26 protein-coding genes and 1 pseudogene are annotated in these 25,794 nt (G+C 53.0%); 17 read left to right on the forward strand and 10 right to left on the reverse strand.

The features are described 5' to 3' along the window. The first annotated feature begins 39 nt into the window (after window positions 1-39). The 7 genes and pseudogenes from priA (at window position 40) to rraA (ending at window position 7,773) form a co-directional block, all read left to right on the forward strand. A complete protein-coding gene (gene priA, locus BZG14_RS05495; RefSeq protein WP_077459029.1) occupies window positions 40-2,241 on the forward strand; it encodes a primosomal protein N' in 2,202 nt (733 codons plus the stop codon). 169 nt (window positions 2,242-2,410) lie between these two features. Further along, window positions 2,411-3,421 (forward strand): annotated as a pseudogene (cytR, locus tag BZG14_RS05500) (DNA-binding transcriptional regulator CytR); the annotation flags it as partial. 72 nt (window positions 3,422-3,493) lie between these two features. After that, window positions 3,494-4,051: an SPOR domain-containing protein gene (locus BZG14_RS05505; protein WP_069361882.1), complete on the forward strand. Its 558-nt coding sequence runs from the start codon at window positions 3,494-3,496 to the stop codon at window positions 4,049-4,051. 150 nt (window positions 4,052-4,201) lie between these two features. Further along, window positions 4,202-4,738, forward strand: coding sequence for an ATP-dependent protease subunit HslV (hslV, locus tag BZG14_RS05510; protein WP_069361883.1), 537 nt, complete (start codon window positions 4,202-4,204; stop codon window positions 4,736-4,738). Between the two features lie 2 nt (window positions 4,739-4,740). Beyond that, complete coding sequence (gene hslU / locus BZG14_RS05515) at window positions 4,741-6,072, forward strand: HslU--HslV peptidase ATPase subunit (protein ID WP_069361884.1); 1,332 nt, start codon at window positions 4,741-4,743, stop codon at window positions 6,070-6,072. A 160-nt stretch (window positions 6,073-6,232) separates the two neighbouring features. Then, on the forward strand, window positions 6,233-7,138 hold the full coding sequence (locus BZG14_RS05520) for a 1,4-dihydroxy-2-naphthoate polyprenyltransferase (protein ID WP_077485824.1): 906 nt from the start codon (window positions 6,233-6,235) through the stop codon (window positions 7,136-7,138). A gap of 119 nt (window positions 7,139-7,257) precedes the next feature. Continuing rightward, window positions 7,258-7,773 (forward strand): ribonuclease E activity regulator RraA, encoded by a 516-nt coding sequence (gene rraA, locus BZG14_RS05525; RefSeq protein WP_077608193.1) that lies wholly within the window; start codon window positions 7,258-7,260, stop codon window positions 7,771-7,773. A gap of 52 nt (window positions 7,774-7,825) precedes the next feature. On the opposite strand, the gene zapB is transcribed toward rraA, so the two are convergent. Beyond that, window positions 7,826-8,068, reverse strand: a complete 243-nt coding sequence (zapB, locus tag BZG14_RS05530) for a cell division protein ZapB (RefSeq protein ID WP_077485828.1) — start codon at window positions 8,066-8,068, stop codon at window positions 7,826-7,828. A gap of 291 nt (window positions 8,069-8,359) precedes the next feature. Here zapB and glpX point away from each other — a divergent pair, with 291 nt between their 5' ends. The 4 genes from glpX (at window position 8,360) to BZG14_RS05550 (ending at window position 11,559) form a co-directional block, all read left to right on the forward strand. Continuing rightward, complete coding sequence (glpX, locus tag BZG14_RS05535; protein WP_077485830.1) at window positions 8,360-9,367, forward strand: class II fructose-bisphosphatase; 1,008 nt, start codon at window positions 8,360-8,362, stop codon at window positions 9,365-9,367. A gap of 119 nt (window positions 9,368-9,486) precedes the next feature. Beyond that, complete coding sequence (locus tag BZG14_RS05540; RefSeq protein WP_077608194.1) at window positions 9,487-10,107, forward strand: helix-turn-helix transcriptional regulator; 621 nt, start codon at window positions 9,487-9,489, stop codon at window positions 10,105-10,107. Window positions 10,108-10,116: 9 nt separating this feature from the next. Continuing rightward, a complete protein-coding gene (locus BZG14_RS05545) occupies window positions 10,117-10,860 on the forward strand; it encodes a ferredoxin--NADP reductase (protein WP_077608195.1) in 744 nt (247 codons plus the stop codon). Between the two features lie 237 nt (window positions 10,861-11,097). Then, window positions 11,098-11,559 (forward strand): DUF3135 domain-containing protein, encoded by a 462-nt coding sequence (locus tag BZG14_RS05550; RefSeq protein WP_077608196.1) that lies wholly within the window; start codon window positions 11,098-11,100, stop codon window positions 11,557-11,559. On the opposite strand, the gene BZG14_RS05555 is transcribed toward BZG14_RS05550, so the two are convergent. After that, a complete protein-coding gene (locus BZG14_RS05555) occupies window positions 11,489-11,851 on the reverse strand; it encodes a 5-carboxymethyl-2-hydroxymuconate Delta-isomerase (protein WP_077608197.1) in 363 nt (120 codons plus the stop codon). The two genes, BZG14_RS05550 and BZG14_RS05555, sit on opposite strands and share 71 nt — an antisense overlap. Before the next feature lie 263 nt (window positions 11,852-12,114). On the opposite strand from BZG14_RS05555, the gene tpiA reads away from it, so the two are divergent. Beyond that, a complete protein-coding gene (gene tpiA, locus BZG14_RS05560; RefSeq protein ID WP_069361893.1) occupies window positions 12,115-12,882 on the forward strand; it encodes a triose-phosphate isomerase in 768 nt (255 codons plus the stop codon). 56 nt (window positions 12,883-12,938) lie between these two features. Here tpiA and BZG14_RS05565 read toward each other — a convergent pair whose 3' ends face one another. The 3 genes from BZG14_RS05565 to BZG14_RS05575 form a co-directional block, all read right to left on the reverse strand. After that, window positions 12,939-13,403 carry a tRNA (cytidine(34)-2'-O)-methyltransferase gene (locus BZG14_RS05565; RefSeq protein ID WP_077608198.1) on the reverse strand — a complete coding sequence of 155 codons (465 nt, stop codon included), beginning with the start codon at window positions 13,401-13,403 and terminating at the stop codon, window positions 12,939-12,941. 63 nt (window positions 13,404-13,466) lie between these two features. Further along, window positions 13,467-14,867 carry an envelope stress sensor histidine kinase CpxA gene (gene cpxA, locus BZG14_RS05570; protein ID WP_077608199.1) on the reverse strand — a complete coding sequence of 467 codons (1,401 nt, stop codon included), beginning with the start codon at window positions 14,865-14,867 and terminating at the stop codon, window positions 13,467-13,469. Beyond that, window positions 14,855-15,550, reverse strand: a complete 696-nt coding sequence (locus BZG14_RS05575; protein WP_077485842.1) for a response regulator — start codon at window positions 15,548-15,550, stop codon at window positions 14,855-14,857. The genes cpxA and BZG14_RS05575 overlap by 13 nt, the downstream gene beginning before the upstream one ends. Window positions 15,551-15,717: 167 nt before the next feature. Here BZG14_RS05575 and BZG14_RS05580 point away from each other — a divergent pair, with 167 nt between their 5' ends. The 3 genes from BZG14_RS05580 (at window position 15,718) to pfkA (ending at window position 18,290) form a co-directional block, all read left to right on the forward strand. Then, on the forward strand, window positions 15,718-16,173 hold the full coding sequence (locus BZG14_RS05580) for a Spy/CpxP family protein refolding chaperone (RefSeq protein WP_077608200.1): 456 nt from the start codon (window positions 15,718-15,720) through the stop codon (window positions 16,171-16,173). 76 nt (window positions 16,174-16,249) lie between these two features. Next, on the forward strand, window positions 16,250-17,140 hold the full coding sequence (fieF, locus tag BZG14_RS05585) for a CDF family cation-efflux transporter FieF (protein WP_069361898.1): 891 nt from the start codon (window positions 16,250-16,252) through the stop codon (window positions 17,138-17,140). A gap of 187 nt (window positions 17,141-17,327) precedes the next feature. Beyond that, entirely contained in the window at window positions 17,328-18,290 is a 963-nt protein-coding gene (gene pfkA, locus BZG14_RS05590; protein ID WP_069361899.1) for a 6-phosphofructokinase, read from the forward strand. 204 nt (window positions 18,291-18,494) lie between these two features. Here the strand turns inward: pfkA and cysE are convergent, their stop codons facing one another. The 4 genes from cysE to BZG14_RS05610 form a co-directional block, all read right to left on the reverse strand. After that, on the reverse strand, window positions 18,495-19,328 hold the full coding sequence (cysE, locus tag BZG14_RS05595; protein ID WP_241824621.1) for a serine O-acetyltransferase: 834 nt from the start codon (window positions 19,326-19,328) through the stop codon (window positions 18,495-18,497). Window positions 19,329-19,443: 115 nt separating this feature from the next. Continuing rightward, on the reverse strand, window positions 19,444-20,463 hold the full coding sequence (gene gpsA, locus BZG14_RS05600) for an NAD(P)H-dependent glycerol-3-phosphate dehydrogenase (protein ID WP_077485845.1): 1,020 nt from the start codon (window positions 20,461-20,463) through the stop codon (window positions 19,444-19,446). A 9-nt stretch (window positions 20,464-20,472) separates the two neighbouring features. Continuing rightward, complete coding sequence (gene secB / locus BZG14_RS05605; protein WP_069361901.1) at window positions 20,473-20,952, reverse strand: protein-export chaperone SecB; 480 nt, start codon at window positions 20,950-20,952, stop codon at window positions 20,473-20,475. Between the two features lie 97 nt (window positions 20,953-21,049). Next, complete coding sequence (locus tag BZG14_RS05610; protein ID WP_069361902.1) at window positions 21,050-21,511, reverse strand: rhodanese-like domain-containing protein; 462 nt, start codon at window positions 21,509-21,511, stop codon at window positions 21,050-21,052. A gap of 477 nt (window positions 21,512-21,988) precedes the next feature. On the opposite strand from BZG14_RS05610, the gene gpmM reads away from it, so the two are divergent. After that, window positions 21,989-23,527, forward strand: coding sequence for a 2,3-bisphosphoglycerate-independent phosphoglycerate mutase (gene gpmM, locus BZG14_RS05620; RefSeq protein ID WP_077485849.1), 1,539 nt, complete (start codon window positions 21,989-21,991; stop codon window positions 23,525-23,527). 7 nt (window positions 23,528-23,534) lie between these two features. Then, the gene (locus tag BZG14_RS05625) at window positions 23,535-24,668 is read left to right on the forward strand and encodes a peptidoglycan DD-metalloendopeptidase family protein (RefSeq protein WP_077485851.1); all 1,134 of its coding nucleotides are present in this window, start codon (window positions 23,535-23,537) and stop codon (window positions 24,666-24,668) included. A gap of 82 nt (window positions 24,669-24,750) precedes the next feature. Here the strand turns inward: BZG14_RS05625 and tdh are convergent, their stop codons facing one another. After that, window positions 24,751-25,779, reverse strand: coding sequence for an L-threonine 3-dehydrogenase (gene tdh, locus BZG14_RS05630; RefSeq protein ID WP_108743522.1), 1,029 nt, complete (start codon window positions 25,777-25,779; stop codon window positions 24,751-24,753). Window positions 25,780-25,794 lie beyond the last annotated feature (15 nt).

A 25,794-nucleotide genomic window follows, 5' to 3' on the forward strand; every position in this document is an offset into this window, starting at 1 on the left:
AACCGTTACACTGAGATTCCTTCTGGCCAATAAGATGTTGTGATGGAACAGTTTGCTCAGGTAGCGTTGCCTGTCCCTTTGCCGAAAACCTTTGATTACCGTATCGCAGACGATCAGCACCCGGTCGTCGGCGGGCGCGTCAAGGTGCCGTTTGGACGCCAGCATAAAGTCGGCATCGTTACCGGCTTGTCGTCCACGGCCAGTGTGGAAACCAGCCAACTCAAAGCAATTGATACCGTACTCGACGCGCAACCGGTCTGGACCCCCGCCGTTTATAACCTTTTGCAATGGGCCAGTCGCTTTTACCATCACCCGCTTGGCGATGCGATGGGGGCGGTGATGCCGACTTCGCTGCGTAAAGGACGCCCGGCGACATTACAGCAACAAAAATGGTGGCAAATTACCGAATCAGGACAAAACCAACCTCTATCAGGTCTGAGCCGCGCCCCCAAACAAGCCCGAGTGTTGCAGCTGCTCACTCACGGCCCGGCCACCCAAGCCGACTTAATCGAACAAGACATCGGCGCGCCGGTACTCAAAACAGTGGCAGAAAAAGGCTGGATCGCGCCCTACTCGCCCCCTTCTCAGGCCAATGCTTGGGTAAAAAGCTTTGCGGTCACCGAAGAAAAGCCGACGCTTAATCACGAGCAAGCGATGGCGGTTGCCACCCTCAATGCCAGCGATGGTTTTGCCTGCGCGTTACTAGAGGGGATCACAGGCTCAGGCAAAACCGAGGTTTACCTCAATGTGCTAGAACCGGTGCTCGCACGCGGCCAGCAGGCGCTAATCTTGGTGCCAGAAATTGGCCTGACACCACAAACCATTCGCCGTTTTGAGCGTCGCTTTGCTGTCCCTGTGACCGTGATGCATTCAGGGCTCAGCGATACCGACCGTCTCAACGCTTGGCTGGCCGCACGCGAAAACCAAGCAGCCATTGTGATTGGTACCCGCTCTGCACTTTTTACCCCCATGGCAAAGCTTGGCATCATCATTATCGATGAGGAACACGACCCCTCTTATAAACAGCAAGATAGCTTTCGCTATCACGCCCGCGATCTGGCCGTCATGCGGGGGCATGAAGAAAACGTACCGGTGATCTTGGGCTCAGCCACGCCGTCGCTAGAAAGCTTGCATAACGCAAAGACCGGTAAATACCAATACCTCAAACTGACTCAACGTCCTGGTAATGCGGTCACCGCCCGGCAAGGGATACTCGATATCAAAGGCCATCACCTCGAAGCTGGCTTGTCTGCGCCGCTGATTGCTGAAATGCGTCAGCACTTGCAACGAGGTAACCAGGTGATGCTGTTTTTAAATCGCCGCGGTTATGCGCCGGCGATGATGTGCCATGAGTGTGGCTGGCTGGCGAACTGCCAACGCTGTGATGCCTACTACACCCTTCATCAGCGACACCAAGAGTTACGCTGCCATCACTGCGGCCACCAAAAACGAGTGCCCCCGCAATGTGGCGACTGTGGTTCTACCCAGTTGATTAGTGTTGGCGTAGGCACCGAGCAACTCGAATCCCAGCTTGGCGAGTTATTTCCCGAATACAATACCGTTCGCATTGATCGCGATAATACCCGGCGAAAAGGGAGCCTTGAAGGTTACTTGGCCGATATTGAAAAAGGTGAGTATCAAATTCTACTGGGCACGCAAATGCTCGCCAAAGGCCATCACTTTCCTAACGTCACCCTGGTCGCCTTAGTCGATGTGGACGGGGCGCTGTTCAGCAATGATTTTCGCGCGCCTGAGCGTTTAGCCCAATTGATGGTTCAGGTGGCCGGGCGCGCCGGCCGCGCCAGCAAACCAGGTACTGTGTTATTACAAACCCACCATCCAGAGCACGCCCTGATCCAATCTTTGGTGCACCAAGGCTATCAAGCCTTTGCCGAATCGGCGTTAAATGAACGGCGTCAGGCATGGCTGCCGCCTTACACGTTTCTTAGCCTCTTTCGCGCCGATGGGCATGAAGAAAACAGTGTCCAGCAGTTTTTACAACAAGTCCGTCAAACACTGGCTGCCTCACCGGTTCAACAGGATGATTGTCATATTATGGGGCCGATGCCCGCCGCCATGGCGAAACGCGCGGGTCGCTATCGGTGGCAACTCCTCATTCAAGCGCCCAGCCGAAAAGTGATGCAGCAATGGCTCCAGGTGGCACTTCCGGCCATCCAACAGCTCCCCCTGTCACGTAAAGTCAGATGGTCATTAGACGTCGAGCCGCAAGACCTTTCTTAATATTCCCTTGCAGTAAAGCGACAGCAATCACACTTTCATTGCAATAAGTGTTAGCTTGTCCGTGTTTAAATCGGACAAGGCTAGGTAGAATAAGGCCGCAATTGGCTAAGAGAACAGGTCAGATGAGCTAATAACTGTCTGATCTCACAATACAGATAACAAGAGGACTGTCACTATGGCGACAATGAAGGACGTTGCCCACATTGCCGGTGTATCTACAGCAACCGTATCACGCGCGCTGATGAACCCTGAAAAGGTCTCGGCCACAACCCGTAAAAAGGTTGAGCAAGCGGTCGTAGAAGCTGGCTATTCCCCTAACTCACTTGCGCGTAATCTACGCCGCAACGAGTCCAAAACCATCGTCGCGATTGTCCCAGATATCTGCGATCCTTACTTTAGTGAGATCATCCGTGGGATCGAAGAAGCGGCGATGGAGCACGGTTACCTGGTTTTGCTCGGCGATAGTGCCCAACAACACCACCGCGAAAACGCATTCGTCAACTTGGTGTTCACCAAGCAGGCAGACGGCATGCTACTGCTGGGCGCCGATGTGCCCTTTGATGTGAGTAAGCCCGAGCAGAAAAACCTGCCGCCGCTGGTGATGGCCTGTGAGTATGCCCCGGATCTTGAACTGCCGACGGTGCATATCGACAACCTAACTGCCGCGTTTGAGGCGGTCAATTACCTCACCCAAGTCGGCCACACCCGTATCGCCAATATTACTGGGGTACCAGAAACCGCACTGACACAATTCCGCTCGCAAGGCTATCAACAAGCGCTACAGCGCGCGGGGATTACCGTCAACCCAGCCTACAGCGTGGTGGGGGATTTCAGCTTTGCCTCGGGGGCACGGGCAATGACCAACCTACTCTCCCTGCCCGAGCCACCCACCGCCGTCTTCTGTCATTGCGACGTGATGGCCGTGGGCGCAATGCAACAAGCCAAACGCTTAGGCATGCGCGTACCGCAAGATATTTCGATTGTCGGATTTGATGACATCCAGTTCGCGGAATATTGCGATCCTCCCCTGACCACCGTCTCCCAACCTCGCTATGACATTGGTCGTCAGGCCATGTTAATGCTGCTCAACACCTTGCAAGGACGTGAAGTGAACGCAGGATCACGGCTTTTAGATGCCAAGTTAGTGATCCGTGAGAGCGTTGCCCCACCGTCTCGGTAGTAAGACTGGTCAGCACGGGTCGAAGCCAGTAACATGAACGCTTTACTGGCTTTTTGAATTTGAATACTTGCTGTGGCAACTCGTGATTACGTAAAACGTGGTAAAGCACCGCGTAAAAAAAATACCCGTCGGCAACCACCCAAAGCGCGTGCTCGTTTCCCATTAAAGTGGGCGTTACTGGCTGTCTGCTTGGTTGGCGCGTTTGGCTATGGCCTGTACCTATTGAGCAACACTGACGCGCCCGCGCCTAAACCGGCAACAAACGCACAGCCTCAGCCTTCCGCGCAGAGCGATAAGGCACATCTGCCTAAAAAGCCTGAAGAAAAATGGAGTTACATCGAGGAGCTGGAGAGTAAAGAGGTGGAAGTGAAGGCCAAAGCACTGCCACAATCCACGCGTCCTTATCTGATGCAATGCGGCGCGTACCGCAGTCAAGATCAGGCGAATGAGCGTAAAGCGATCATTGCCTTTCAAGGGCTAGAAAGCCAAATCAAGATAAGCCAAGGGGAAAAAGGCACCTGGTACCGCGTGGTATTGGGTCCTTACCCGCGTAAGCGTCAAGCAGAGCGTGACCGTAATATGCTCCGACGCGCCGGAGTTGAACCTTGTGCCATTTGGTACTGGGAATAACACTGCTGCATTGTATCGGCTGGGCCAAGTCTATTCCTTGCCCAGCCTTGATTGAAATCCTCTCCTCACCCCTTGAAAAGTGATCGGTAAAGCCCAACCTCATACAGTAATCACCCATCTGGTGTACCAGACACAAAGAAAGAGGTTCCCGTGACTACAATCGTCTCCGTTCGTCGCGAAGGTAAAGTGGTTATTGCTGGCGATGGCCAAGTGTCACTCGGCAATACTGTCATGAAAGGCAATGCCCGAAAAGTTCGCCGTTTGTATAACGGCCAAGTACTCGCCGGGTTTGCTGGCGGCACTGCTGACGCCTTCACCTTATTTGAGCGCTTCGAGCGCAAGCTTGAACTGCACCAAGGTCACCTAACCAAAGCGGCGGTTGAACTTGCTAAAGAATGGCGCACTGATCGCGCACTGCGTCGATTAGAGGCCCTACTGGCCGTCGCCGATGAAACCGCCTCATTAATCATTACGGGTAACGGCGATGTGGTTGAACCCGAACGCGATTTGATTGCTATTGGCTCTGGCGGCAACTATGCCCAAGCCGCCGCGGTTGCTATGCTTGAAAACACGGCGTTAGATGCCCGCGAGATCGCAGAGAAAGCGCTAACCATCGCCGGTGATATATGTGTGTTTACTAACCAGCAACACACGGTTGAAGAACTCGAGAGTAAGAAACAGGATTAGTGATGTCTGAAATGACTCCACGCGAAATCGTGCATGAGCTTGACCGTCACATTATCGGTCAAGACAATGCCAAACGTGCGGTGGCGATCGCACTGCGAAACCGCTGGCGCCGAATGCAGCTTGCCGAAGAGCTGCGTGCGGAAGTCACCCCCAAAAACATCTTGATGATAGGTCCAACCGGTGTGGGCAAAACAGAGATCGCTCGCCGGTTGGCACGACTCGCGAACGCCCCTTTTATCAAGGTGGAAGCCACCAAATTCACCGAAGTGGGTTATGTAGGGAAAGAAGTAGAAACCATTATTCGCGATCTCGCGGATGTGGCGATGAACATGACCCAGCAGCAAGCGATGGAAAAGGTCAAATTCCGCGCAGAAGAACAAGCAGAAGATCGTATCCTCGATATCTTGCTGCCACCAGCACGCGACGCATGGGGCCAAAACGAGGACAGCCAAGAGGACTCTTCAACGCGGCAAAGCTTCCGTAAAAAGTTACGCGAAGGCCAGCTTGATGATAAAGAAGTGGAAGTCGATGTCGCCGCCCCACAAATGGGCGTAGAAATCATGTCGCCACCAGGCATGGAAGAGATGACCAACCAGCTGCAGAGCATGTTCCAAAACCTCGGTGGCAACAGCACCAAAAAGCGTAAGATGAAAATCAAAGACGCCATGAAAGCGCTGACCGAGGAAGAAGCCGCCAAGCTGGTTAACCAAGAAGAAATCAAAGAGCAAGCCATCCACATGGTGGAGAACAACGGTATCGTGTTCGTGGATGAAATCGATAAGATCTGTAAATCAGGCAACACCAGCGGTGGCGATGTGTCTCGCGAAGGGGTGCAACGCGATCTCTTGCCATTGGTCGAAGGCAGCACAGTGTCCACCAAGCACGGGATGATTAAAACCGACCATATCTTGTTTATCGCCTCGGGCGCTTTCCAAGTATCACGGCCGTCTGATCTGATCCCGGAATTGCAAGGCCGCTTGCCCATCCGTGTTGAGCTTGAAGCACTGTCCACCGATGACTTCAAGCGGATCCTCACCGAGCCAAATGCCTCGCTCACCCAGCAATATACCGCACTGCTGAAAACCGAAGACATTGATCTGACGTTTGAGGAAAGTGGTATTGATGAGCTGGCCTCTGCCGCATGGCGTGTGAACGAGAAAACCGAAAACATCGGTGCCCGTCGTCTACATACCTTGATGGAGCGCTTGATGGAAGAGGTCTCATACGACGCCAGCGAGCGTGCCGGTCAAAGCGTCACCGTCGATGCCGATTATGTCCGCCGCCACCTCGAAGAGTTAGTTGACGACGAAGATTTGAGTCGTTTCATCCTCTAAGCGTGCGAGAGACCACAACACTAGGGCAGCAAACGCTGCCCTTTTTTGCATCAAAAGTTGAGCTAGCGCAATAGCAAGTCGGATTTCAGCCAACAATGGGTTACTCCTCTCCCCGCTTGCGCGATAATAGTGGCATCGTTTTTTCGTCTTGAGGATCGCTATGCGGCCTTCTACTCTTGCGATATGGCTGGATGCGGCGCGACCTAAAACCCTACCGCTGGCCGTTACCTCGATTTTGTCCGGCAGTGCTGTCGCCGCCTCACAAGGGAGCCTGTCATGGTCAATCAGCTTGATGGCGCTGGTGACTGCCTTATTGCTGCAGATCCTGTCTAACCTCGCGAACGACTATGGTGATGCACTAAAAGGCACGGATAACGCGACGCGTATCGGCCCCATGCGTGCCATCCAATCCGGCCATGTCAGCCTGACCACCATGCGCCGCGCGCTCATGCTCAATATTGGTTTGACCCTACTCAGTGGTGGCTCACTGATTGCGATAGCCTGCCAACAACCGACCGACATTATCAGTTTCTTGCTGCTTGGCGTGATGGCGATTGTGGCAGCCATTACCTACACCGTGGGCAACAAACCGTATGGCTATCGCGGGTTAGGGGATTTATCGGTACTGATGTTTTTTGGCTGGCTCGGGGTGGCTGGCACCTACTATTTGCAGGTCGGCCATATTGATTCTTTAATCATACTTCCTGCCACCGCTTGCGGCTTGCTGGCGGTGGGCGTATTAAACATCAACAATTTACGAGATATTGATAACGATCGCGCTTGTGGTAAGCATACCTTGGTGGTGCGTTTAGGGCCGGAGCGCGGGCGTCAGTATCACGTGATCTTGCTGGCCAGCGCCATCGTTTGTTATTCCTTGTTTGCTGCCCTTACCTTGCAAGCTTGGTTGGGTTGGTTGTTCCTCGCTGGTGTCCCATTTCTGGCGCGCCATGGGCGTGACGTCTATCAAGCCACTAATGCCAGCGCCCTGCGCCCCATGATGGGAACCATGGTGCGTTGTGCACTGATCACCAATGGCCTATTTATGACGGGTATGCTGTTGGTCTAATTAGGCCACAGATTGACCGCTTTAACATTGCAAACCCTTATGGGCTCGTTATACTTGGACTTGCCATGTTGGCAACGCTAGCTTGCCAGCCTTTTTCTGCCTCAACAAGAAGTTAGACTATGGAATATAATACCTCGGAACTATGCGACATGTACCCCGAACACGTGGATGTCGTGGAGCCAATGTTTAGCTCTTATGGGGGCCGCAGCTCGTTTGGTGGCCAAATTACCACAGTAAAATGCTTTGAGGACAATGGGTTAATTCGTGAAATGGCCGAGCAAGCCGGCGAGCAGCGAATTATGCTGATTGATGGCGGCGGTTCGTTACGTCGCGCCCTTATTGACGGCGAGATTGCGCAGCTTGCCGCTGACAACGACTGGGCTGGCATGATTGTTTACGGTTGTGTTCGTGATGTCGATACCATCGATGAAATCGATATCGGCATTCAAGCACTGGCTTCGATTCCAGTGGGGACTGATGAGCAAGGTATCGGTGAAACGGATGTCCCCGTCAACTTTGGCGGCGTCACTTTCTTGCCCGATGATCATGTTTATGCCGACACCACTGGCGTGATCCTTTCACCGGATGCGCTGACCATGGCAGACGAAGACCTCGACGATGCGGAAGACGACTGACTCGTCGTCTGATACCGAATAGCAAAACAGAGCCAATTGGCTCTGTTTTTGTTTATTCAACGTTCTCAATCTTACCTAACAAGCTCCGAATGCGCTCTTGCCATGCTTGCTGCTCATCGCGCAGTTTGGCGTTCTCCTGCTCAAGCTGCTCACGGCGCTCTTTTTCCGCGGCGGCATCTTGCTCTAGTGAGCCGTTCGTTTCTTTGAGTTCTTCGATTTCCATTTGTAGCAGCGAAATGGTATCCACCGCCATTTGTACTTTCGCTTCGAGTTGTTCTAATACTTCCAATGACATCAAGGCCACCTTATTTCTGACGATTGATCCCGTTACTGCCTCATGCGCAGCAACCCGTGCAACGGAACGTGCACCCCGGCTTTATTGTACTCAGGTGATACCAGACTGCCACTGTTCTCGCTACCTGCTCGCGTACAAGTGCGCAAAAAAGCAGCGCCTTTTGTCATCCCCCTTCCGGATGAGAAAAAAACGCGCGCCCCGACTCCACGCAAACGTTTTCTCTTTCTGGTAGACTTGCGCGCAAATTGGGCTAAGGCCCGTCTTAGTGTGGCTGACATTTCCGGAGTACTGATGAAACGTGATCTCGCATTGGCATTCTCGCGCGTAACCGAAGGCGCAGCATTGGCTGGGTACAAATGGCTGGGACGTGGAGACAAGAACGCGGCCGATGGTGCGGCGGTTGAAGTAATGCGCACCCTGCTTAACCTCACCGATATCGACGGTGAAATCGTGATAGGGGAAGGTGAAATCGATGATGCCCCCATGCTCTACATTGGCGAACAGGTTGGTTTAGGCGGCGATGCGGTCGATATCGCCGTTGACCCGATTGAGGGCACGCGAATGACAGCCATGGGGCAAGCCAACGCATTGGCAGTCCTCGCCGCTGGCGAGAAAGGCAGCTTTTTAAAAGCCCCTGATATGTACATGGAAAAACTGGTGGTCGGCCCCGGCGCCAAAGGGGCGATTGACCTCAATAAGCCTTTGCTCGACAACCTCGAAAACGTCGCGATAGCGTTGGGTAAACCACTCGACAGCTTGGTGGTCGCCACCTTGGCCAAACCGCGTCATGATGAAATCATTGCCAGCATGCAGGCCAAAGGGATCCGTGTCTTTGCCTTCCCCGATGGGGATGTGGCGGCCTCTATTCTCACCTGTATGCCAGAAAGTGAAGTCGATGTGATGGTTGGCATTGGCGGTGCGCCAGAAGGTGTGGTATCCGCGGCCGTGATCCGGGCCCTGGGCGGCGATATGCAAGGACGATTGCTACCACGTCACGACGTGAAAGGGGATACCCCAGACAACCGCTTGCTCGGTGAACAAGAAATGACACGATGTGCGCAAATGGGGATTGCCGCTCATCAGGTGTTGACGCTATCGGACATGGCCAGCAGTGATAATGTGGTATTCGCGGCGACTGGGATCACCAAGGGCGATCTGCTCGATGGCATTACCCGACACGGGGATTTAGCCACCACAGAAACCTTGGTGGTACGCGGGCAATGCCGCACCATTCGTCGGATCCGTTCGACCCATTATTTAAGTCGCAAAGATACGGCGATCAAACCGCACATCCTGTAACCCCAGTGGCCGTGAATACGGCCCTAGACTGGTCAAGCCCGTCGATTTCGATTATCCTTTTATAAAGAGTTTACTTTATTTATTTGCGACGACACGATTGGGGTAATCGAAATCGAATCATGAAGTCCACTGACCGCATTCTACACACCATCAAACGCGAAGGCAGCGTAAGTGCGAAAGTCTTGGCCGATCAGCTCGGCATGACCACCATGGGCGTACGTCAGCATTTGCAAAGCTTAGAGCGCGATGGCTTGGTCGACTTTGAGGATATCCGCGCTAAAGTGGGCAGACCTTCTCGTCATTGGTCCCTAACCGCCCAGGGTCATCGGCGGTTTGCCGACAGCCACCATGATTTATCGGTTACCCTTATCGATTCCGTGCAAAACGTGTTTGGCGAGCAAGGTGTTGCCGATGTCATTGCCCAACGTGAAGCCGCCACCTTTGCCCAATATCAAGACGCGCTCAAAGATTGCGATAATTTAGAGGCTAAATTGCAAACCTTGACGTATCTTAGAGAGAGCGAGGGATATATGGCCGAGCTTCATCAAGACGGCACCGACTATATACTGATTGAACATCACTGCCCTATCTGTCATGCAGCAAAGTCCTGTCCGGCGTTATGCCGCTCAGAAATCCAGTTATTCCGCCACCTGCTCGGTGAGGCCTATCGGGTCGAACGCGAAGAGCACATTGTCTCTGGACAGCACCGCTGCACATATCGTATTGGAGAAAAGACCTGAGGAGGTAATATGGCCACTTGGATTAAGGCTGAGGTCGTGGAGAACCAACATTGGACAARGGATCTCTTCAGCCTGGTGTTATCCGCCCCTGTCGAGCCGTTTAAGGCAGGCCAATTCACAAAACTCGGCATGGAGATCGATGGCAAGTTGATCCAGCGTGCCTACTCGTTCGTGAATCCTCCACAAAGTAAATATTTAGAAGTTTATGCCACCCGTGTCGCCGACGGGTTAATGTCACCCCGCCTCCACGCGCTTGAGCCGGGTGACAACGTGATGATTACGCAAGATCCGGCTGGCTACTTTACCCTCGATGAAGTGCCGCAAGGCCAACACCTTTGGATGTTTGCCACTGGGACGGCAATCGGCCCGTACATCTCACTCATGGAACAAGGCGATCTGTGGTCACGTTTTCGTAAAGTGATATTGGTGCATGCCGTACGCTTCGCCGCCGATTTAACCTATCAAGCACGCATTAACGCGCTGCAAGAAAAGTATCCCGATCAGTTGGTGGTTCAACCTTTCGTCAGCCGCGAGCCAACCGCGGGCGCGCTCTCTGGACGCGTGACCCACGCACTGGAAGATGGGCTACTTGAGCGGGTAGTGGGTCTGCCCCTCACGCCTGAACACAGCCAAGTGATGCTGTGTGGCAACCCGGCCATGGTCAAAGAAGTGAAAACACTCTTAGAAGGTAAAGGACTGAGCAAAAACCTGCGCCGTAAACCAGGCAACGTGACCACCGAGCACTACTGGTAAGCCGCTCCCCTGCTTTGCTGACAAGCATACGGTAAAGCAGGGCATTTTTATCGACGAGAATTAATCACAAAAACCCATTCGGATTCAGTCGATTGCCCCCGCCTCCGTCTGCATCCTCATTCAGGCCGCCAATATAGCCAGACATCGCTTATTTGATCCCCTCCAGCCTCCGGCTCATAGTTAAATTAACGCTTTGGTAACACGATCAGATGATCGGCGGCGTGTAAGGAGTAAGCGATGAAGACCCTACCCTCTTTCGATGAGTTGGCGGCACTGGCTGAGTCAGACCCACACGCATTAGAAGCATTGAGGCTTAGTATGAGTGAAGATGTCATCGCCAATGCATCTTACGCCACCCAACCTCAGCTACATGCGATGTTAAGCCATATCAATCGAATGATAGATCATGGTAAGAACCCATTACACGTCAATATGCTGTTGTTCCAAGCACTGACGCGCCAGTATTCGCGCTTTGCCACCGCGTTTACCGCACCCGATGAACATGCCGTCATCAAGCGGACATTATGGACTTTCGCGTTGGGCAGGCCGCGAAAAAAGGCGCGACAAAAGGATCGGACCGTCCCACTTAGTCACCCTTGTGTGAGAGCCCTACCCCCGCATAAGTGCGCTACATCGCGCGCGTGGTCCCCACCCACTTACGGTAGCTACTGGTATCCATATCACGGACGTCTACCGTAAGACTACTGACGTRCCCGGCATGCTCACGCAGCGGCACGGTCAACGCATCACTGATCGCTTCTTTTTGCTGGGTACTGCGCCCCGCGAGTAACCGAAATTCAACATGAACAAACTCACTGCGATCTGCCTGTGCCCCCACACGCCAAACACCGCACGGTACCGCGCGTGATTTTAAGGCCTCGGGGTCGAAGCTGCCGGTAGCAATCGCAGCATGGTGTAAGTCATCCACCAGTTGATCAATATTGACGCGCTCGGCCAATGCGTCTGTGTATTCCATTACCAGATGGGGCATAAAACCTCCCTCCATTAAACACGCCCACGCGTATAGTGCCGAAAGTCTTGCCTTACCACGAGCGCGACTGTCACACTTTTGTCGATACCCGCCTGCCCTTATGATGAAAATTTACTACCTAAGGTTCCCTTTTTGGCCTAAAACGGGTAAAAACGAAAGCATTCTCGCCATTCTATGATTTTAAACAGAGAAGGCCGCGCTACAATAGACTACCTTCTTTACATCTTTTGACTTCAAATCAACTAAACCGCGGAGGAATTCCTATGCGCCGTCCATTGGTAATGGGTAACTGGAAACTCAATGGCAGCAAAGCCATGGTCACTGAACTGCTTAACGGCCTTAACGCTGAACTGAAAGGCGTTGAAGGCGTCGATGTGGCCGTTGCGCCACCAGTGATGTATTTGGCACAAGCTGAGCAACTGCTGGCTGATAGCGCGATTAAACTCGGTACGCAAAACGTCGATACACACAACAGCGGCGCATTCACCGGTGATATCTCTGCAGAGATGCTGAAAGACTTTGGTGCGACCCATATCATTATCGGCCACTCAGAGCGTCGCGAGTATCATCAAGAGTCTGACGAATTTGTCGCGCAGAAATTTGCTTTCTTGAAAGAAAACGGCCTCACGCCTGTGTTGTGTATCGGTGAGTCTGACGCGCAAAACGAAGCGGGTGAAACTCTCGCGGTATGCGCACGTCAGCTTGACGCTGTAATCCAATCACAAGGGGTTGAAGCCTTGAACGATGCCGTGATCGCCTATGAGCCAATCTGGGCAATTGGCACCGGTAAAGCGGCGACCGCGCAGCAAGCACAAGATATCCATGCAGCGATCCGCAAGCATATTGCGTCTTATAGCGAAGACGTGGCAAGCAAAGTCGTGATTCAATATGGTGGTTCTGTGAAAGCCGGCAACGCCGCTGAGCTGTTTGCAATGCCAGACATCGACGGCGCGCTCGTTGGCGGTGCCGCGCTTGACGCTGCTGGCTTTGCGGCGATTGCTAAAGCCGCGGCAGAAGCGAAAAAAGCGTAAATTACGCGCCGAAGACATGAAAGATCCACGCCCTCAGCCATCGCTGGGGGCGTTTTTTATTGCGCGCCATTAAAACCAAACTGCCGCCACGCTTCATACCCAATAATCGCCACGGCATTAGACAGGTTAAGGCTACGTGCCTCTGGCTGCATTGGAATGCGTAACCGCTGCGCGTCTGGTAATGCTTGGATCAACGCATCGGGTAAGCCGCGCGTTTCTGGCCCAAACAACAACACATCACCGTCCGCAAACGTCGCCGCAGTGTGAAACTGGGTGGCTTTGGTGGTACACGCAAAGATCCGCCGGCCGGCCATCGCTTTTGCAAACGCCGTGTAGTCCTGATGACGTGTCACACGCGCCAAATCATGATAATCCAATCCCGCGCGACGGACTTTTTTCTCGTCAAGATCAAAACCYAACGGTTCAATCAGATGTAAGTGSGCGCCGCAATTGGCACACAGGCGAATAATATTGCCCGTATTCGGTGCAATTTCAGGCTCATAGAGCGCAATATCAAACATGGCAGTAACCTGCAAAATCCAGCAAAGGCGGTATTGTCGCAACCGCTTGTGGATTGCGCAATATTAACCACATGGCCAGTATAAACACACCGCTAGCCCACCTTGTGGACGGTTGGATGCGTTAACCTGCCCACCGTGCTGTTGAATCGCTTGTGCGGTAATCGCCAGTCCCAATCCTGAGCCGCCACTGTGGCGATCGCGCGCGGCCGATACCCGGTAAAACGGGCGGAAAATGYCTTTTAACATGCTCTCTGGCACCCCAGGCCCATCATCAACAACCGAGAGGCAGAGCTGTCCCGCGTCTCGTTCCACCGTGATGTGAACGTGTTGGCCGGCATAGTGAATGGCATTGCGTAATACGTTATCTAAGGCACTACGCGCCAGGCGCACATTGACGGTCAGCATGGCATCTGGGATCCCCTTGCTGGTGACCTGCTTACCCTGTTGACCGGCTTCAAACTGGGCATCCTCTATCACTGTTTGCCACAAGGCATCAGCACTGATTCTTTCTCGCGCCAGGTGGCCTTGGGATTGTAAGCGTGACAAAGTGAGTAACTCGCTGATCAACGCCTCAAGTTGGCTCGCTTCGCGTTCAATTCTCGCTAACGCCTCGCTATCGCCCAGCTCACGCGCAGCGAGGGCCCGCGCCATTTGCAAACGCGTGAGCGGTGAGCGTAATTCATGAGAAATATCTGAGACCAGCTGTTGTTGTCCGGTCACCATCTGATTAAGCGAGGTCACCATTTGGTTAAAGCCCTGCCCCGCGTCGCGAAACTCCCTCGGGCCTTGCTCAAGATCAGAGTCTGTCACTAACTCCCCGTGGGCCACCCGTTGACTGGCCGCCTGAAAGCGCCTGGCCGGGCGCGTTAAGGTATACGCTAACCACAATAATAAAGGTGTGCTCACCAACATGGTGACACCTAATAGATGCTCCGGCTTTTCCAATATTTTCAGGACAAAGGGCAGTCTGGGCTGCCAGCGTCTGGCGTGATAAAAACGCCCCGACGCATCGGAGGTCTGGACCGGAAACGGCCCCGCGAACATGTGGCGATGATAGAGGCGTTGCAAAGGCTCGGCAGTGTCTGACGTTCGTGACATAAAGTGGCGTAACTCGCGAGGAAGCGCGTCGAGCGGTGCGCTGTCAGGCACCCAGTAGAGCTTGTACGGTGTGCGGCGGTGTCCGCGATATTGATGTTGCCGTGCCACCAGCACAGAGAGCGGTACCTCTCGGCGCTGCGCGATGGCCATCAATTTCTCAATCTGACTTTGTATGCGCGCTTTTTCGACGGATGAGATCGCATGTAAGCTACGCGGGTCACCACGCTGTGCCCACATCACTGCCGCGAGCACCACCAGCAAAGTGAGCCAAAAAATAATAAAAACCCGACCATAAAGGCTGCCAAGAAAGGGTAATCGCGCCCAACGTTCACCGATACGCTGCCGCAGCGCTATTAATCGACCCATAAGTAACCTTTCCCGCGCAATGTTTTGATCCTTGGCTTACCATCAAGGCGCTCGGGCAGCTTCTTGCGTAAGTTGGAGATATGCACATCGACCGCCCGATCAAACGGCATTAAGCGCTTGCCCAGTACCTGTTCGCTGAGCAAGGATTTACTCACCACTTCGCCAGGGTGATGAAGTAAACAGGCGAGCATTTCGGTTTCCATCCCCGTTAGCTCCACGGGCCTGTCTTGACATAGGGTTTCTAACCGGCGTGGGTAGACCCGCACGTCATGGTGGGCGAGGACAGGCTCCTCGTCCGATTGCGTCGGTTCAACGCCATCTCCCTGCGTCCGGCGTAAAATGGCACGCATTCGGGCAAGCAGTTCACGATCACTAAAGGGTTTAGCCAAATAGTCGTCCGCGCCTAATTCTAGTCCCATCACACGATCCACTTCCTCACCTCGCGCAGTGAGCATCAAAATCGCCACGTTGGAGGTCGCGCGTAGCTGGCGCAAGGTTTCCATCCCGTTGAGTACTGGCATCATCACATCCAGCAAAATGATATCGGGCGGGGACGCATTTGCCATCTCCACCCCCACTTGGCCGTTATCCGCGCAGCGCACCGCAAATCCCTCCAAAGACAGTAGTTCGCTCAGAAGGTCCGTTAACGCTGTGTCATCATCGATGATTAAAACCTGATACATGCTTTTACACTCACTCCCAAGGTGGCGTGTTTGTGACACCCAACAGGGTGTATTTCTATCATAGCGGCTCACACACATGCGTGACTTTACCCATCTTTACACCCAATAACGTCACTTTACATCCCAGTCCGTAGGCTAACAGGGTAAACATTCCAATTAGGAGAGAGATGATGAAACGCTTTACGATTGGCTTAGCACTTGCGGCAGTGACCCTTCCCACCTTGGCTGCCCCGCACTTTAGTGGTGGCATGGACCGCAGTCTGTGGCGTGATCTGGATTTGACCGCTGAGCAAAAGACGCAGCTTGAAGCATTGCGAGATGACTATCGCGCCCAGCGTCAACAAGCACGAAGCGACTTCCATACCAATATGCATACACTGCTTACCCAAGAGACGTTCGATGAAGCAGCGGTGCGCGACCTATTGTCGYCTCAGTCACAACCTAATCTTGAGCGACGCGTTAGTCATGCCCGCCATCAGCATGCGATGTTACAAGTGCTGACCGCTGAGCAACAGAGCGCCTTTTTTGATGCGATGACGGAAAAGCGGGCGCAACGCGGCCACGGTCACCGTGGTAAAGGGGAGAATCGTCAACCGGGTCAAAAAGGTGACTGTTGGCGCTAAACCTGCGCCGTGTCATACGTTTGCCGTCAATGGCATATATACTGAGGGCAGTGTTAATTAACCGACTGCCCTCTGTATGACAAAAAAGTATGCGTTTTGGGTTGAAGCCGCGGCGTGGGCAGCCACCTGTGTGGCGACCCTTCTCCTGTTAGCCAAACTCATCGCGTGGTGGCTCACCGGCTCGGTCAGTGTGCTGGCCTCGTTTGTTGACTCATTGCTCGATTTGCTCGCCTCGCTCACCAACTTGCTCGTGGTGCGCTATGCAGTACAACCGGCAGATAGCGAACACAGTTTTGGCCACGGTAAAGCCGAATCACTGGCCGCCTTGGCGCAATCCACCTTCATTATTGGCTCCGCCTCCTTCTTGCTGCTCAGTGGACTCGAACGTTTGTTCAAGCCTGTACCGATTGCCGCCCCTGAACTGGGGATTATGGTCAGTGTCGGTGCCACCGTGATCACCCTCGGCTTGGTGCTGTTTCAAAAGTGGGTGATCCGCAAAACCGCCAGCCCCGCCATCGCCGCCGATGCCCTTCATTATCAATCTGATTTATTAATGAACGTCGCGATTATTATTGCCCTTGGACTGAGTTGGTACGGCTGGACACACGCCGATGCCTGGTTTGCGATTGCCATCAGCCTGTTTATCTTATCGCAAGCGCTTAAAATGGCTTATGAGGCCATCCAATCACTACTCGATAGGCAATTACCGCTTGAAGAGCAAGAAAAAATTGCCGTGCTCTCCAGCTCAGTGGTTGGGGTGCACGGCATTCATCAATTACGCACACGTCAGGCGGGGATGACAAAGTTTATCCAATTACACATAGAGCTGGATGACGAGCTACCCTTAGTGGATGCACATACTATCGCCGATGAAGTGGAAGATAGGTTGCTCGTCGCCTTTCCCGGGGCAGATGTGATCATCCATCAAGATCCCAAATCCGTGGTGCCAAAAGAGGCAAAGGCGTGAGAGGTAACCTGAACAAAAGCTCATCGGGCTGACATGTATCAACTTTTTTTCTATAGCAATTGTAATACTATTACAGAAGTAGGAAAATTACAGTTTAAGCGATCGTCATTGCGGGTTCACTGGGGCAAGCAGGTTGCCATTACCGCAATCGGCACGAATTAAGTGACGAACAGTTAGAGGGTAACCCATGGTTAGAAAAATTGGTGTTTTGACCAGTGGCGGTGATGCGCCAGGTATGAACGCAGCGATTCGCGGTGTGGTTCGCAGCGCGCTCAGCGAAGGCTTAGAAGTATGTGGTATTTATGATGGCTTTCTCGGCCTGCATCAAAACCGTATTGAACGCCTCAACCGCACCAGTGTTTCCGACGTGATTAACCGCGGCGGGACATTTTTAGGTTCGGCACGTTTTCCTGAGTTTGCCGACGAAAAAGTCCGTGAGCAAGCGATTCAGAACCTGAAGATGCACGGTATCGACGCCTTGGTCGTCATTGGTGGTGATGGCTCATTCATGGGGGCAAAGAAACTGACCGAAATGGGTTACCCCTGTATTGGCCTGCCGGGCACCATTGATAATGATGTTGCGGGGACGGACTACACCATCGGCTATATGACGGCGATGAACACGGTGATTGACGCCATTGACCGCCTGCGCGACACCTCATCTTCTCACCAGCGTATCTCTATTGTTGAGGTGATGGGACGCCATTGTGGTGACTTAACCTTGATGGCTTCGATTGCCGGTGGCTGTGAATACATCATCACCCCAGAGATCGGCTTGGATAAAGACAAGCTTCTCGCCAAAGTGAAAGAAGGCATCTACAAAGGTAAGAAACACGCGATTATCGCGATCACTGAGCTGATGACCGACGCGAATGAACTCGCGAAGTTCATCGAGACAGAAACTGGCCGCGAAACACGCGCGACCATTCTTGGTCATATTCAACGTGGTGGCCAGCCCGGCGCCTTTGACCGCATTCTTGCCTCGCGCATGGGCGCTTACGCCGTTGACCTTCTGCAACAAGGTGAAGGGGGACGCTGTGTCGGTATTCAGAATGACAAAATGGTGCACCATGACATCGTTGATGCGATTGAAAACATGAAGCGCCCATTCCGCGATGACTTATACGAAGTCGCTGAAAAGCTGTTCTAACTCGCGGCGAAGCTTTCATCTATTGCCAAAACGGAGCCGAGGGCTCCGTTTTTCGTTCTGACCCCACACTTGAGTCGGCGCATTATCCCGTCACTCTAGAAAACAATACTCGCGCTTGTGCAATCCGCACTTATGCAAGCCGCGATTATGCAATCCGCGATTATGCAATCCGCGCTTATGCAATCCGCGCTTATGCAAGCCGCATCATATCCCGTCTCCCGAGATAAATGTCTTGTGCGAGCCATTAAATTCTTGATCCATATCCAGCGATGGCATGTGCGAGCTGGGTCGACCTACGATCTTTGCCGGTACGCCAGCCACCGTGGTATGAGGCGGTACGKGKTTAAGCACCACAGAGCAAGAGCCAATTTTCGCGCCTTCACCGATATCAATATTACCCAGTATTTTCGCCCCTGCACCAATCATCACCCCAGTGCGGATCTTCGGATGGCGGTCGCCGCCCTCTTTGCCGGTGCCGCCCAAGGTGACATCTTGGAGAATAGACACATTGTCTTCAATGACCGCGGTTTCACCAATAACAATACCCGTGGCGTGGTCAAACATAATGCCACGACCAATACAGGCCGCTGGATGAACGTCCACTTGGCTGGTCACCGAAATTTGGTTTTGTAAGTAAGTGGCTAACTCTTTGCGTCCTTGACGCCATAGCCAGTTGGCAACCCGAAAGCCTTGCAACGCATGAAAGCCTTTCAAGTATAAAAGTGGCGTTGAATACAATTCGACAGCCGGATCGCGCTCAACGGTGGCACAAATATCACACGCCGCGGATTCCGCGACACAAGCATCATTGGCATAGACTTCTTCTATCACCTCTCGCACCGCCATTGAAGGCATCGAGGGCGTGGAAAGCTTGTTGGCGAGAATATAGCTCAGTGCGCTGGCTAAATTGTCGTGCTTAATAATGGTGGCGTGGTAAAAACTCGCCAACATCGGCTCACGCTCTGAATGCTCACGCGCTTCTTTTTTCACTGCTTGCCAGACACGATCTTGTTGGCATTGTTTTTTGGCCTGATTCACTGCCTTCATCCTTATCCCAAATGATCTACCACTCAGGCGACAACACCGCCCCACGCCAGTGTATAAAAAAAACGCGCGGTTCTCACCCCGCGCGTTATTCTCTTTGTCTTTGCTGTTATTCGGACTTTTTGTCTCGTGCCAGCAAATCGCGCGCAGCATGGTGGGCCAGTTTGCCTTGATACAGCACTTGATAAATCTGCTCAACAATCGGCATCTCAACCCCCGCACGCTGGGCCAGTGCCCATACTTCTTTGGTGTTGCGATACCCTTCGACTACTTGGCCGATGTTGTCTTGGGCACCTTGCACATCTTCACCTTGGCCTAATGCCAGGCCAAAGCGACGGTTACGTGATTGGTTATCGGTGCAGGTCAGCACCAAATCCCCTAATCCCGCCATCCCCATAAAGGTATCTCGAGAGGCGCCCAGTGCTTCACCCAGCCGGGTCATTTCGGCAAGCCCGCGGGTAATCAATGCCGTCCGTGCGTTGGCGCCAAAGCCAATGCCATCGGAAATCCCTGCCCCAATCGCAATCACATTTTTCACCGCGCCGCCAAGCTGCATACCGATAAAATCATGATTGCCATACACACGGAAGCTGTGTTGGCAATGAATGGTTTCTTGTAAATCACTCACGAACTCTGTATCGGGCGAGGCCACCGAAATCGCGGTCGGCATGCCCGCGGCAAGTTCTTTGGCAAACGTAGGGCCAGATAACACCGCGAGCGGAATATCGTCACCCAATTGTTCCCGCGCCACCTCTTGCAATAAGCGCCCGGTTTCCGGTTCTAGGCCTTTGGTCGCCCAACATATGCGAGAGTCGGCCCGTAAGTGAGGGCGCACCTGGCTCAGTACATCAGCAAACACATGGCTGGGAACGACCACAAGCAAATCGCGACTGGCATTAACCGCAACAGAAAGATCCGCACAGAGCACTAATGAGTCTGGAAACGCCACATCGGGAAGAAACGCTTGGTTGGCGCGATCAATTTCTAGCTGCGCGACATGACTCGGATCGTGCCCCCATAACACCACGTTAGCGCCGTTTCTGGCCAACGAGATCGCCAGCGCTGTCCCGTAAGAGCCAGCGCCCAGAACCGTAATCGCTGCGTCTTGAGTGGGAGCAAGATCTGTCATCATCACACCTTACGCTTGCGCGTCTTCTTCGCTAGATGCTTCGCCTGCCTGCTGCTGCAGGTAGTTCATGAACAAGGCATCAAAGTTAACCGGTGCCAGGTTTAGCTGCGGGAAGGTCCCTTTCACAACGAGGCTAGAAATGGTTTCACGCGCATAAGGGAAAAGAATGTTAGGACAGAACGCGCCCAGGCAATGTGCCAATTGAGGCGATTCCATGCCTGACACAGAGAAAATACCACCCTGCTGCACTTCACAAAGGAAGGCATTACTTTCTTGGTTTTTCACCGTCACGGTCAAACGCAAGATCACTTCATAGATGCCTTCACCCAACTCGCGGCTTTGCGTATCCAAATCGAGGTTAACGTCTGGCGCCCAATCTTGCTGGAACACTTCTGGAGAGTTTGGCGCTTCAAAAGACACGTCCTTGAGAAAAACGCGTTGAATGGCAAAATTTTGCTCGGCTTGTTGGTTGTTTTCGGCTTCAGCCATGATGGTTCGTCCTTATTTAAAAAATTGCAAATGCGCCTGGCACATTAAAAAATGCGAGCCACCGCGTCATGCGGTCGCTCGAGAATTGAGTGAAGGATCACTTTTTCTTTTTGCTTTTGCCCTTGCCGCTTTTGGCGCGAACAAGTGGCATTTTGGCATCGTTCCAAGAGGTCAAACCGTCTTTGAGAATATACACGGATTCGAAGCCCGCTTTCGCCAGTTGATTGGCACTGTCAGTCGCCGTTTGACCAGTTTTACATACCACGATAATGGGGTCATTTTTGTGTTTTTCAAGTTCACCAAACGACTGTGATTTGATTTCGCTCGGTAACACATTAAGCGCACCCGTGATGTGACCAGCGCGAAATTCATCGTGGCTACGAATGTCGACAAACACCCCATTCTCTCGGTTGTTAAGGATCGCCGCGTCATTAGGACCGACCACTTTGTAGGCAGCCGTTTTTTGTTTAATCAGCGACATCAGTAAAGCGGCCGCCAAACCCACCCAGACAAGGGTGAGAATCATGTTGTTGGAGACAAAATCAATATATTCCTGCATAACCTTTGCTCTATACTGCTTGCTTGTCTCGCCAAAGGCGAGAGTCCATCAAGGGTGAAAATGGTGTCGAGTATAACCTGCTCGCCATGGTTTTACAGCCTGCCGAGACGAAATCGCGCGTTTGCTCACTCATACGCACGTCCACGCGTTTTCACCTTCCGCTCAATAACTTGAAAAGAAAGAAGGTTTCATCAATCGCAGAAATTGAGCCAAGCCATTCGCGCACAGCGGCGATCTTCGCCATAATGAGGGGAGTCAAGGGTCGAAGGCAAGTGAACCAAGGCTTGCTGGTTAACTTGTCAGCTGGGATAATTGATCTTAGCCTACATATCAGCCCGTAAAATGTTGTAAAATTACGCACACACTGAGTCCTGAAGCTAGCCATGAATCTGGCTCCATGCCTCAGTGGTTGCTCCATGACATCCAATGTCATTGGCATCCAATGTCAGTCTTTTGCTTGAATTAAGAGGACGTAACATGTCTGCGAAAAAACCACTTGCACTGGTGATTCTCGATGGCTGGGGCTATCGCGACCCTCAAAGTGATAACGCGATTACCAACGCCAACACGCCTGTGATCGATAGCCTCATGGCCGATAACAGCACACTGATTTCAGCGTCCGGTTTCGATGTGGGTCTGCCTGATGGACAAATGGGTAACTCAGAAGTTGGCCATGTCAACATCGGCGCTGGCCGCGTGGTTTACCAAGACTTGACCCGTATTGCCAAATCCATTGCGGACGGTGAGTTTAATCAAACGCCCGCACTGACCGCCGCTGTTGATAAAGCCGTCGATAAGGGCAAAGCCGTGCACATCATGGGCCTGATGTCGCCAGGCGGTGTGCACAGCCATGAAGATCATATTGCCGCCATGGTTGAACTGGCCGCAGAGCGTGGCGCCGATCAGATTTATCTACACTGCTTCCTGGATGGCCGTGATACGCCGCCACGCAGTGCAAAAGCATCGCTAGAGCGCTTCGATGCCCTGTTTGAAAAGCTGGGTAAAGGCCGTACCGCATCACTGGTTGGTCGCTACTACGCCATGGACCGTGACAACAACTGGGACCGTGTCGAGCGCGCCTATGACTTGCTCACCCAAGCGCAAGGTGAATTCACTGCGACCAGCGCCGTAGAAGGCTTGGAAGCGGCTTACGCACGTGAAGAAAATGATGAGTTCGTCGCCCCGACGGAAATTTACCGTGACGGTGACAACAAAGCGACCATCAACGATGGCGATGCGGTCGTTTTCATGAACTTCCGAGCCGACCGTGCCCGTCAAATGACGCGTGCCTTTATGCCGGATTTCGATGGCTTTACGCGTAAAAAATACGCCGAGCTGTCTGACTTTGTGATGCTGACAGAATATGCAGCCGACATCGATACCACGGTGGCCTTCCCACCTGAAAGCCTCTCCAACACCCTTGGCGAGTGGCTATCAAAAAATGGTAAAACTCAGCTGCGTATCTCTGAAACCGAGAAGTACGCACACGTGACTTTCTTCTTCAACGGCGGTATCGAGACCGTGTTTGAAGGCGAAGAGCGTGCCTTGGTCGCCTCACCGAAAGTCGCTACCTACGATCTGCAACCAGAAATGAGTTCAGAAGAGCTGACCGACAAGCTCGTTGATGCGATTAAGTCTGGTAAGTTCGATATGATCATCTGTAACTATCCAAACGGTGACATGGTGGGCCACACTGGGGTGTATGACGCGGCAGTTCAAGCTTGTGAAGCTGTCGATCATTGCATCGGCCGTGTCTTGGAAGCCATCAAAGAAGTCGATGGTCAGATGCTGATCACCGCCGACCACGGTAACGCTGAGATGATGGTCAACGAAGAGACCGGTGGTGCGTATACCGCACACACCAACTTGCCAGTGCCACTGATGTATGTGGGTAGCAAACCAGTGACCTTGAAAGAGGGCGGTAAGCTGTCTGATCTGGCACCGACCATGCTGGCATTGACCGGTATGGAGATTCCTGAAGAGATGACTGGCAAGCCACTGTTCGATCTGAAATAATCCCCCTATGCGGGAAAAACGAACACGCTTACGCCAAACCCTCCGCGCCAGTGCATTATGCACTGGCGTTTTTCTCTGCCTGTTGATTGGCTCAGCCAATGCCAACTCTGAGCTAGAGGGAGTGAGCGATGAAATTGCACGCCAGCAATCGCAATTGGCGGCGCATAATAAAAAGCTCAATGCGTTACAAAGCGATCTAAAAGCACAGTCGACACGCATTGATACCCTGTCTAAAAAAACACGACAAGCCCAGCAAACCCTGCAGCAGACTGATACTCAAATCACGCGCCTCAGCAAAAAACAAGCGCGACTCAAACAAGAGATGATTGCCCAGCAGGCACAGTTGGCCGAATTGATCGATGCTCAATATCGCCAAGGCGAGCATGATCAGCTTAAACGTCTGCTTAGCCAAGAGTCACCCGCGAAACTTGACCGCCTCACAAAGTACGCTGAGGTACTTGCAAGCACCATGCGGGAGGCGATCGAGTCACTAGCTGCGACTCGCACCGATTACCAACTCACGGCCCATCAGCTCAAACAGCAACGTGATAAGCAGGCGAGCTTGGTCGCAGAGTTAACCGAGAAAAAACAAGCGTTGGAACGGGAGCAAGCCTCGCAAAGCCAAACCGCGAAAAAAATCCGGGCCAAAATTGCCAGCGACAATGCTTATTTAGCTGAACTCAAGGCCAATAAGCAACGGCTGCAAGAGCAGATCGCCGCGGCCGCGCGGCGTGCGCAAGTAAAAATGGCGGGCATTGGCAAGGCCAAAGGCAAACTTCACTGGCCCACCCAAGGGAAGCTGCTCCATCGTTTTGGCGAGCGCCAATCCGGTGAGGTGTCATGGAATGGTATCGTGATTGGTGCCAAGCGCGGTACCGAGGTCAAAGCCGCCCATGCCGGTAAAGTGGTGCTGTCGAGTTGGTTGCGTGGCTATGGCCTGTTGATTGCCGTCGATCACGGTAAAGGGGACATGACCTTGTATGGCTACAACCAAGCCTTGCTCAAAGATGTGGGCGATACGGTGACCGCCGGGGAAGCTATCGCCTTGGTGGGCGACAGCGGTGGCCAATCCACCCCTTCTCTGTATTTCGAAATTCGCCGCAAAGGCAACACCACCAACCCCATCCCTTGGCTGGATTAAACACGCCCACCGGGTAGGCGGGCGTTTTCACTCGTGCCTAGCGCGCATCAACACGGCTAAACATGGTTCCGGCTGCCGGGCATTAGTCTTGCCAATCGAGGATCACCTTGCCTGATTGGCCTGAGCACATCACATCAAAGCCTTGTTGAAAGTCATCCACGCTGTAGTGATGGGTGATGATCGGGGTTAAATCCAACCCTGATTGGATGAGCGACGCCATCTTGTACCAGGTTTCGAACATCTCACGGCCATAGATGCCTTTGATCACCAAGCCTTTAAAAATCACCTGGTTCCAATCAATCCCCATATCACTGGGTGGGATCCCAAGAAGCGCAATATTGCCACCATGGTTCATGGCTGCCAGCATGCTATTAAACGCTGCGGGCACGCCGGACATTTCGAGGCCAACATCAAAGCCTTCACTCATCCCCAGCTCTTCCATCACCGATTCCAGCGAGGTATTGGCGACGTTGACCGCGCGGGTCACGCCCATTTTGCGGGCAAGCTCGAGGCGATATTCGTTCACATCGGTGATCACCACATGACGCGCCCCTACATGGCGCGCCACCGCAGCGGCCATGATGCCAATCGGGCCCGCGCCAGTGATTAATACGTCTTCACCGACCAAATCAAACGAGAGCGCGGTATGGACGGCGTTGCCAAATGGGTCAAAAATCGAGGCTAAGTCATCCGAAATCTCATCGGGGATTTTGAACGCATTATACGCAGGGATCACCAAGTACTCGGCAAACGCGCCTTCACGGTTGACGCCCACACCAACCGTGTTGCGGCACAGGTGAGTACGACCGCCACGACAGTTACGGCAATGCCCACAGGTGATATGGCCCTCACCCGATACGCGATCCCCCAATGAGAAACCGCGTACCTCCTGGCCAATGCCGACCACTTCACCGACATATTCATGGCCGACCACCATAGGAACAGGGATGGTGTTTTGTGACCACTCGTCCCACTTATAAATATGCACATCGGTGCCACAGATGGCCGTTTTACGAATTTTGATCAGCAGATCGTTATGCCCCAGCTCAGGAAGCTCGGCCTCCGTCATCCAAATGCCGGGCTCCGCCTTGAGTTTGGCCAAGGCTTTCATGGTTGTTTGTGTCAT

The sequence above is a fragment of the Salinivibrio sp. IB282 genome (genome assembly GCF_001995685.1).
Taxonomy (GTDB): domain Bacteria; phylum Pseudomonadota; class Gammaproteobacteria; order Enterobacterales; family Vibrionaceae; genus Salinivibrio; species Salinivibrio kushneri.

Bases quoted from the DNA above. Each gene is read 5' to 3' on its own strand.
- hslU (WP_069361884.1), top strand. From the start codon at position 4,741: ATGTCTGAAATGACTCCACGCGAAATCGTGCATGAGCTTGACCGTCAC.
- BZG14_RS05520 (WP_077485824.1), top strand. From the start codon at position 6,233: ATGCGGCCTTCTACTCTTGCGATATGGCTGGATGCGGCGCGACCTAAA.
- rraA (WP_077608193.1), top strand. From the start codon at position 7,258: ATGGAATATAATACCTCGGAACTATGCGACATGTACCCCGAACACGTG.
- zapB (WP_077485828.1), bottom strand. From the start codon at position 8,068: ATGTCATTGGAAGTATTAGAACAACTCGAAGCGAAAGTACAAATGGCG.
- glpX (WP_077485830.1), top strand. From the start codon at position 8,360: ATGAAACGTGATCTCGCATTGGCATTCTCGCGCGTAACCGAAGGCGCA.
- BZG14_RS05540 (WP_077608194.1), top strand. From the start codon at position 9,487: ATGAAGTCCACTGACCGCATTCTACACACCATCAAACGCGAAGGCAGC.
- BZG14_RS05550 (WP_077608196.1), top strand. From the start codon at position 11,098: ATGAAGACCCTACCCTCTTTCGATGAGTTGGCGGCACTGGCTGAGTCA.
- tpiA (WP_069361893.1), top strand. From the start codon at position 12,115: ATGCGCCGTCCATTGGTAATGGGTAACTGGAAACTCAATGGCAGCAAA.
- BZG14_RS05575 (WP_077485842.1), bottom strand. From the start codon at position 15,550: ATGTATCAGGTTTTAATCATCGATGATGACACAGCGTTAACGGACCTT.
- fieF (WP_069361898.1), top strand. From the start codon at position 16,250: ATGACAAAAAAGTATGCGTTTTGGGTTGAAGCCGCGGCGTGGGCAGCC.
- pfkA (WP_069361899.1), top strand. From the start codon at position 17,328: ATGGTTAGAAAAATTGGTGTTTTGACCAGTGGCGGTGATGCGCCAGGT.
- gpsA (WP_077485845.1), bottom strand. From the start codon at position 20,463: ATGACAGATCTTGCTCCCACTCAAGACGCAGCGATTACGGTTCTGGGC.
- secB (WP_069361901.1), bottom strand. From the start codon at position 20,952: ATGGCTGAAGCCGAAAACAACCAACAAGCCGAGCAAAATTTTGCCATT.
- BZG14_RS05610 (WP_069361902.1), bottom strand. From the start codon at position 21,511: ATGCAGGAATATATTGATTTTGTCTCCAACAACATGATTCTCACCCTT.
- gpmM (WP_077485849.1), top strand. From the start codon at position 21,989: ATGTCTGCGAAAAAACCACTTGCACTGGTGATTCTCGATGGCTGGGGC.
- BZG14_RS05625 (WP_077485851.1), top strand. From the start codon at position 23,535: ATGCGGGAAAAACGAACACGCTTACGCCAAACCCTCCGCGCCAGTGCA.
- tdh (WP_108743522.1), bottom strand. From the start codon at position 25,779: ATGAAAGCCTTGGCCAAACTCAAGGCGGAGCCCGGCATTTGGATGACG.